The sequence below is a fragment of the Streptomyces sp. NPDC086554 genome (assembly GCF_040686095.1).
Taxonomy (GTDB): Bacteria; Actinomycetota; Actinomycetes; order Streptomycetales; family Streptomycetaceae; genus Streptomyces.
Window position 1 is genome coordinate 1 of sequence record NZ_JBFBJK010000056.1, and the last position, 6,919, is coordinate 6,919.

Genomic DNA, 6,919 nt, shown 5'->3' on the forward strand with positions numbered 1-6,919 from the left:
TGTCGTCGGTTGCCAACGCTCCGCGTTGTCGCCCTCCTCCGCCTTGCAGCTGCACGCACCAGGGCCCGCTCGGCCCTGCTGAATCGGCACCCGGCACGAAGACCAGCCTGACCCATCGGACAGGCCCTAGCGGCCGGCTCCAGGGGGGCGGCCCCGGTCAGGCGAACTCGGGCGCCGAGGTGGCGGGCCCGCCGAGCGCGTCGCGCCGCTCGGGCATCTTCAGGGACACCATCCGCCGCCAGCCGCCGAGCCGTTCGTACGCGTACATGCCGTGGATGCCCGCGGCGAGCACCGCCGACTTGGCCTTCGGCCAGCCCAGGATGCCTCCCATGTGGTCCATCACGGCGAGGCTGACGTCGCGGTAGATGCGGATCTCGGCGATGGCACACTCGCGCAGGATGGCCTGGATGGTGCGGCCGTGTCCGGCGTACGCGAAGCGCAGCAACTCCTCGTGGCAGTACGCCAGATGGTTGTCCTCGTCGTTCGAGATCATCTTCACGGCCTTGCCGATCTCGGGGTGGTCTCCGAAGTCCTTGCGCAGCATCACCATCTGGTCGGCGGCGCGCTGTTCGGTGACGCGGCTGTGCGAGAGGTACGTGATGATGTCGTGCTCGGTCAGCGGGACGTCGTCCCGGAGCTTCTCGTGGGCGAGGCCGATGCCGTGCTTCTCCAGGAGCATCGTGTAGTCGGTCTCGTGCGGGACCTCGCAGGGCTCGAGGCCTCGCTTCTTGAGAAGGGCGTTGAAGATCCGCCCGTGCTTGTCCTCGTCGGCGCCGTGCCGGGTGATCTTGGGCGCGAGCCCGCGCTGGCTCTCGGGGACCAGGGCGGCGATGCGTCCGTTCTCCCAGCCGCCCTGCGACTCACCGCTGGCCGCGATGGAACAGAAGAGCCGGAACGACTCGTCGTTGTCGAGGATCTCCTCGAAGACACTCTTGGCCGAAAGCATCAGTGGCACCTCCATGCCCTCCGCGCGGACGTCCGCAAAGAACTAGTCAAATGCGATGTCGGCCTCCGGGCAACAGGGGTACGAGGCAGCTCCGCCAAACGGAGGACGGCCAAAGGCCGGACCAGGCCGTAACCGAGGGGCTCCACGACGCGTTGTTTCCCGTGACGGCCGTGGCGGGGAAGACCCCCGAGCCCCCACCACGGCCGCAGAAACTCTCCCCCTCCGCTTACGCCAGTCCGGCGCGCTCCAGTGCTTCCGTGCCCGCGCGCAGGGCCTTGATCCGCTCCTCCAGGGTGAAGCCCGCCGGGGACAGCGTGAGGGTGGTGACGCCGGCCGCCGCATAGGCCTGCATCCGCTCGGCGATGCGGTCCACGGATCCGAGCAGCGTGGTCGAGTCGATCAGCTCGTGCGGCACCGCGGCCGCCGCGCCGTCCTTGTCGCCGGACAGGTACTTGTCCTGGATCTCGGCGGCTTCCTTCTCGTAGCCCATGCGCTGGGCGAGCTGGTTGTAGAAGTTCTGCTTGCGGCTGCCCATACCGCCCACGTAGAGGGCGGTGTAGGGGCGGAACATGTCGGCGAGGCCGCGCACGTCGTCGCCGACCGCGAGCGGCAGCGTCGGGACGATGTCGAAGCCGTCCATGGTCTTGCCCGCCTTCTCGCGCCCGGCGCGCAGATGACGGATCGCGGTCTCCTCCAGGTGCTCGGCCGCGGGGAAGATCAGCAGGGCGCCGTCGGCGATCTCGCCGGTCTGCTCCAGGTTCTTGGGGCCGATCGCCGCGATGTAGAGCGGGATGTGCTCGCGCTGCGGGTGGACGGTGAGCTTGATGGGCTTTCCGGGGCCTTCCGGAAGCGGCAGCGTCCAGTGCTCGCCCTCGTACGAGAGACGCTCGCGGGTCATCGCCTTGCGGACGATCTCGACGTACTCGCGGGTGCGGGCGAGCGGCTTGTCGAACCTGACGCCGTACCAGCCCTCGGAGACCTGCGGTCCGGAGACACCGAGGCCCAGGCGGAAGCGGCCGCCGGAGAGCGAGTCGAGCGTGGCGGCCGTCATGGCGGTCATCGCGGGCTGCCGGGCCGGGATCTGGAAGATCGCGGATCCGATGTCGATACGTTCGGTCTGTGCGGCCACCCAGGACAGCACCGTCGCGGCGTCCGAGCCGTACGCCTCGGCGGCCCAGCAGACCGCGTAGCCGAGCTTGTCGGCCTCCTTGGCGACGGCGAGATTGTCGCCGTCCATTCCCGCGCCCCAGTAGCCGAGGTTGATCCCGAGCTGCATGGCCGAATCCCCTTACTGCGCAGTAACGTCCCTGTGCCGGGGACTGTAGCGCGTGGCGGTGGGGGCCGTCAGGGGCGGGCGGACGGGTGGCGGAGTTGTCCACAGGCGCCGGTTTGCCCACAGCCCCACCCGCCGCGGTGGCCCGGCCAGTAACCTCAGCGCCCATGGAGCAGAGGCATCTCGGCCGTACCGGCCTTCGCGTGTCCCGGATCGGACTCGGCACCCTCACCTGGGGGCATACCGACGAGAGCGACGCCGCCGACCTGTTGAAGGTGTTCTGGGAAGCGGGCGGCAGCCTCGTCGACACGGCGGATGTGTACGGCGACGGGGAGGCCGAGTATCTGCTCGGCCGCCTCATAGAACGGCTCGTGCCGCGGCGTGACCTGGTCATCGCCACGAAGGCGGGCAGCGTCCCCGACCCGGAGCGGCGCTTCGACGGCTCGCGGGGTCATCTGCTCTCCGCGCTCGACGCGTCGCTCGCCCGGCTCGGCACGGACCACGTCGACCTGTGGCAGGTGCACGCCTTCGACCCCGCCACACCGCTCGACGAGACGCTCCAGGCCCTGGACATCGCCGTCAGCAGCGGCCGCGCACGCTATGCGGGGATCTCGAACTTCTCCGGCTGGCAGCTCGCCAAGGCGGCGACATGGCAGCTCGCGGCGCCGGGCACACGCACCCGCCTGGCCAGTACGCAGATGGAGTACTCCCTGCTGCAGCGCGGCATCGAGCGCGAGGTGCTGCCCGCCGCGCAGGACCTGGGGGTGGGCCTGCTGCCGTCGTCGCCGCTGGGGCGCGGGGTGCTCACCGGGAAGTACCGGCACTCCACCCCCGCCGACTCGCGGGGCGGCTCCGAGCATCTTGCGCCGTTCGTCGCGCCGTACCTCGACGACGCCGCGAGCCGCATCGTGGACGCGGTCGCCACGGCCGCGGACGGCCTCGCGGCGACGCCCCTCCAAGTCGCCCTGGCCTGGGTGCGCGACCGCCCCGGGGTGACCGCGCCGATCGTCGGCGCGCGCAACGCGCAGCAGCTCACGGCCGCATTGTCAGTGGAGACCCTTAGTCTTCCTGACGAGATCTGCCAGGCGCTCGACGATGTGTCGGCGCCCGTGCACCGCTACCCCGATCAGGACTGGAGCACGCTGTGAGTACGGAGCCGGAAGCGGAGACCGCTGCCGCGGAGGAGACCGGGGCGCGGGCCCCGGAGGCCGAAGGCGCGGCCGACACCACCACGGACGGCTCCGCCGGAACGGCCGACGCGGACGGTGCCGCCGGCCCTGCTGCCGCCGCGCCCGAGGGCAGCGGGAGTGGGGTTGCCGGAGCGGGGGACGCCGCCGCAGCAGGCTCCGCCGAGAGCAAGGAGCTTTCCGAGGCCGAGGCGGAGCTCGCCGCTCAGCGGGAGTTGCGGGAGCGGATCGAAGAGCGGAAGGCCGCCAAGCAGGGGCCCGTCGACGCGGGGGCGAAGCTCAGCGGCACGGCCGCCGATCTGCTGGCCGCCGTGCGGGCGGTGGAGAGCGGCGAGCAGCCCGTGGCCAGCGCCTTCCGTGAGCCCGAGCCCGCGCCGCGCAGGTCCGCGCCCGAGCCCGTGCGGCGGCCGCAGCCCGTGGCGCCCGTGGCGGGCCCTGGCGACGAGGCCGTCGACGCGGTCCGCGCCGTGCTCGCCGAAGGCGGCGCGCCCGCGACCCTGGCGGCCCGCGCGGCAAAAGCCCTCGGCGAGGGAGCAGACGCTCAACTGCGGGACGACCCCTGGCAGTTGCTCCGGGTCGGCGGCGTACGCACGGAGCAGGCCGACGGATTCGCGCGGGCGCTGCTCGGCGCGGAGTGCGGGCCCGACGACGAGCGCAGGGGGCGCGCGATCACCGTCTGGCTCCTGGAGCAGGCGGCCGTCGCCGGGCACACGGCCCTGGACGCCTCCGCGCTCACCGCAGCGCTCGGGCAGCGTGCCGTGCCGGACGCGGACGCCGCGGTGCAGAGCGCGATCACGGAGGGCGACATCCTGGTCTTCCAGGACGCGATCGAGACACCGGGAGCGCCTGCCCCGGCACCGGCTGACGACGAGGACGAGGGCGAGGAGACCGAGCGCCCGGTCCGCGTCCTGGTGGGCCTCGAGCAGTACGCACTGGCCGAGGAGAGCCTCGCCGACGGGCTCGCCCGACTGATCAACTCCCTGCCCAAGGAAGACGGTTCGGGCCCGCAGGCCGGCGACTGGGAGTCCGCCGCGGGCGAGGCGTCCGGTTCCACCGCCGAGCTGATCCGCGCCGTGGCCGGGCACGGACTCGTCCTGCACACCGGCGGCGAGACGGCCCGCACAGAGCCCGCCGCTCTGGTGGCCGCCGCCGAGGCGCTCGGCCTGCGGGTGTGCGCCGCCACCCACAGCGCGGCGGGGCGCCGGCGCCTGGCCGGGCTCGTCGGCTCGGACGAGGCGGCCGCCGTGACCGTGGCGGGGCTGCTCTCCGGGGCGGAGGGGCCGGGGCGGGACAGGGACGGTGCGCTCGCCCTGGACCTCCTGGTGGTCCTGGACGCGCCGCAGCTGGACGTGGAGACCGCCGCGATGCTGGTGGAGTCCCTGCCGGACGGCGCCCGTCTGGTGCTGAGCGGTGACCCCGGGGTGCTGTGGTCGGCGGGCCCCGGACGGGTCTTCGCGGACCTCGTCGCGGCGCGCTGCTGCCCGCAGATCGTCTCGCGCGTCCCGGACCCCGGGCCCATCGGGGAGCTGATCTCCGGCATCGGCATCGGAGAGCTGAACCAGGTCGACGCGCCGGGCAAGGAAGTCGTGATCGTCCCCGTGCGGGACGCGGGCGAGGCGGTGCACCGCACGGTGCAGCTCGTGGCCGACTCGGTGCCGCGGGCGATCGGGGTGCCCCCGCAGGACACCCAGGTCATCACCCCCGGGCATGGCGGGGCGGCGGGCACGCGCGCGTTGAACGCGGCGCTCAAGGAGCGGCTGAACCCCGGCCCCGGCCGGTTCGGCGGCTTCGACCCGGGCGACCGCGTCGCCCACGTCCCGGCGCCGGGCCGCACGACTCTGGGCCGGGTGGTCCGGGCCGACGCGGAGGGGCTGCACCTGGAGTGCGACGGCGCGCCCGTCGTCGTACCGAAGGAGCGGGTGGAGCAGACGGTCCGCCACGCCTGGGCGCTGACCGCGCACCAGGCGGTGGGTCTGACGTGGCCCGCGGTGGTCGTGGTGCTGCCGGGCGACGCGACGGCCGCGCTGACCCGGGCCTGGGTCTACACCGCGTTCAGCCGCGGAGAACGCCACCTGTCGGTGGTCCAGGGCGCGGAACAGGCGCTGCCGCGTGCGGTGGCGGAAGTCGCCCCCAAGCCGCGCACGACCCGCCTCCAGACCCTCCTACGCCCCCAGGTCCCGGCAACAGCCTGACCGCAGGGCGGCCGGGGGAGGCGGGGGGGGGAAGCCCCACTTCCCCTGAGCCTGCCCGCCCAGTCCCTCGCTCACCCGGCGCTTGGTGCGGCACCGCCCCAGGCGCCGGGCCGGCAGAAATCAGCGATCGGCGTCCAACGGACTGCGATCGTCGTCCACATCGACGGCGTCGACCTCGTCCACCCCGTCCGTATCGTCGAGCTCATCGGTCTCGTCGGTCTCGTCGAGCTCCTCCACCGCCTCCCGCGCCAGCGCCGCCGCGGCGGCCACCTCCGCGTCGAGGTCCTCGTCGTCCAGCTCGTCGTCGAAGACCGTGCTGACGTCGAAGCGGCACACGATCCGGTGCGGGTCCGCCTGGTCGAAGGGGAGCTCCAGCCACTCCCCCGGCTCCGCGGGCTCGTCAAGGGCGGTCACCCAGAGCGTGGAGTCACCCTCCTCGAGGCCGAACTCCTTGTGCCGGGAGGCGATTTCGTCCGGTTCGAACTCGCCGAAGAGCACGCCGAGCGCGGCATGCACGCTGCTGCCGGCCGCCGCGGCGGCCGGACTCTCGCCCGCCACCGTGTCCGCGTCGAGATCCGCGACCCGCTGGGCCTGGGCGAGCAGCCGATGCGGCTCCGCCACGGTGTAGTCCCTGCGAATCAGCACGCTGAGCGCGTTCGGCTCCTCGGGACCCTGGTACGGCGGAACGTCGCCGTCCGCGCCGGGGATCTCGAAGGGCGTGACCTCGTCATAGCGGTCGTAGAGCAGCTCGTCATAGGTCTCGGCCGCGGCGGCCAGCTCGTTGAACGCTTCGTAGACGGCCGGGTCGTCCTCCCCCGACCTGCGTTCGACCGCGGCAAGGTGGCGGTCGAGCGCGGTCTTGACCGCCTCGGCGGCGGCACGTACCTCGGCAGCGGTGGGCTGCGCAGCATCAGACATAGTGCAGACGCTATCCGTACCGGGCCTGTACTTGCACAATAGATGCGATGCCGGAATACGAATTTGTCGACGTGTATGTGCCACGCGGGGTCACCCGCAAGGAAACCACGCGTCTGCTGACAGACCACGCAGAGTACGGACACTGGGAGTTGGACCGCCTGAGCCTGCACTCGGACGGCAGCCGCAGGGTGCGGCTGAAGCGGCGGATCATCCGCCAGCTGCGGGCCACTTGGTGACCTTGGACGGACAAGGACAGAGCGCGACCAGGAACGCAGGGTGACCTGAGACGGACGGAACGGAGTGGGGCCCCCCCCCGCGGGGGCCCCGCCCGTCGGGGGGGCGGTGCGGCCCGCTAGGGAGAACGGGGGGTAGGGGGAGGGGTTTAAGAGGGACCTGGTGAAAA

General features: G+C 72.6%; 6 protein-coding genes. 3 read left to right on the forward strand and 3 right to left on the reverse strand.

Annotated elements, in window-relative coordinates:
- Positions 1 to 157: 157 nt before the first annotated feature.
- The gene (locus AB0O76_RS43695; RefSeq protein ID WP_365503491.1) at positions 158 to 946 is read right to left on the reverse strand and encodes a ferritin-like domain-containing protein; all 789 of its coding nucleotides are present in this window, start codon (positions 944 to 946) and stop codon (positions 158 to 160) included.
- A 226-nt stretch (positions 947 to 1,172) separates the two neighbouring features.
- Complete coding sequence (locus AB0O76_RS43700) at positions 1,173 to 2,222, reverse strand: LLM class F420-dependent oxidoreductase (protein ID WP_365503494.1); 1,050 nt, start codon at positions 2,220 to 2,222, stop codon at positions 1,173 to 1,175.
- A 164-nt stretch (positions 2,223 to 2,386) separates the two neighbouring features.
- On the opposite strand from AB0O76_RS43700, the gene AB0O76_RS43705 reads away from it, so the two are divergent.
- Together AB0O76_RS43705 and AB0O76_RS43710 are read left to right on the forward strand one after the other, a co-directional pair.
- Positions 2,387 to 3,367, forward strand: coding sequence for an aldo/keto reductase (locus AB0O76_RS43705; RefSeq protein ID WP_266868795.1), 981 nt, complete (start codon positions 2,387 to 2,389; stop codon positions 3,365 to 3,367).
- Positions 3,364 to 5,598: a helix-hairpin-helix domain-containing protein gene (locus AB0O76_RS43710; RefSeq protein ID WP_365503498.1), complete on the forward strand. Its 2,235-nt coding sequence runs from the start codon at positions 3,364 to 3,366 to the stop codon at positions 5,596 to 5,598. The genes AB0O76_RS43705 and AB0O76_RS43710 overlap by 4 nt, the downstream gene beginning before the upstream one ends.
- 120 nt (positions 5,599 to 5,718) lie before the next feature.
- Here AB0O76_RS43710 and AB0O76_RS43715 read toward each other — a convergent pair whose 3' ends face one another.
- Positions 5,719 to 6,516 carry a hypothetical protein gene (locus tag AB0O76_RS43715; RefSeq protein WP_365503501.1) on the reverse strand — a complete coding sequence of 266 codons (798 nt, stop codon included), beginning with the start codon at positions 6,514 to 6,516 and terminating at the stop codon, positions 5,719 to 5,721.
- Positions 6,517 to 6,563: 47 nt separating this feature from the next.
- Here AB0O76_RS43715 and AB0O76_RS43720 point away from each other — a divergent pair, with 47 nt between their 5' ends.
- On the forward strand, positions 6,564 to 6,752 hold the full coding sequence (locus AB0O76_RS43720) for a DUF5703 family protein (protein ID WP_360772348.1): 189 nt from the start codon (positions 6,564 to 6,566) through the stop codon (positions 6,750 to 6,752).
- The last annotated feature ends 167 nt before the right edge of the window (positions 6,753 to 6,919 follow it).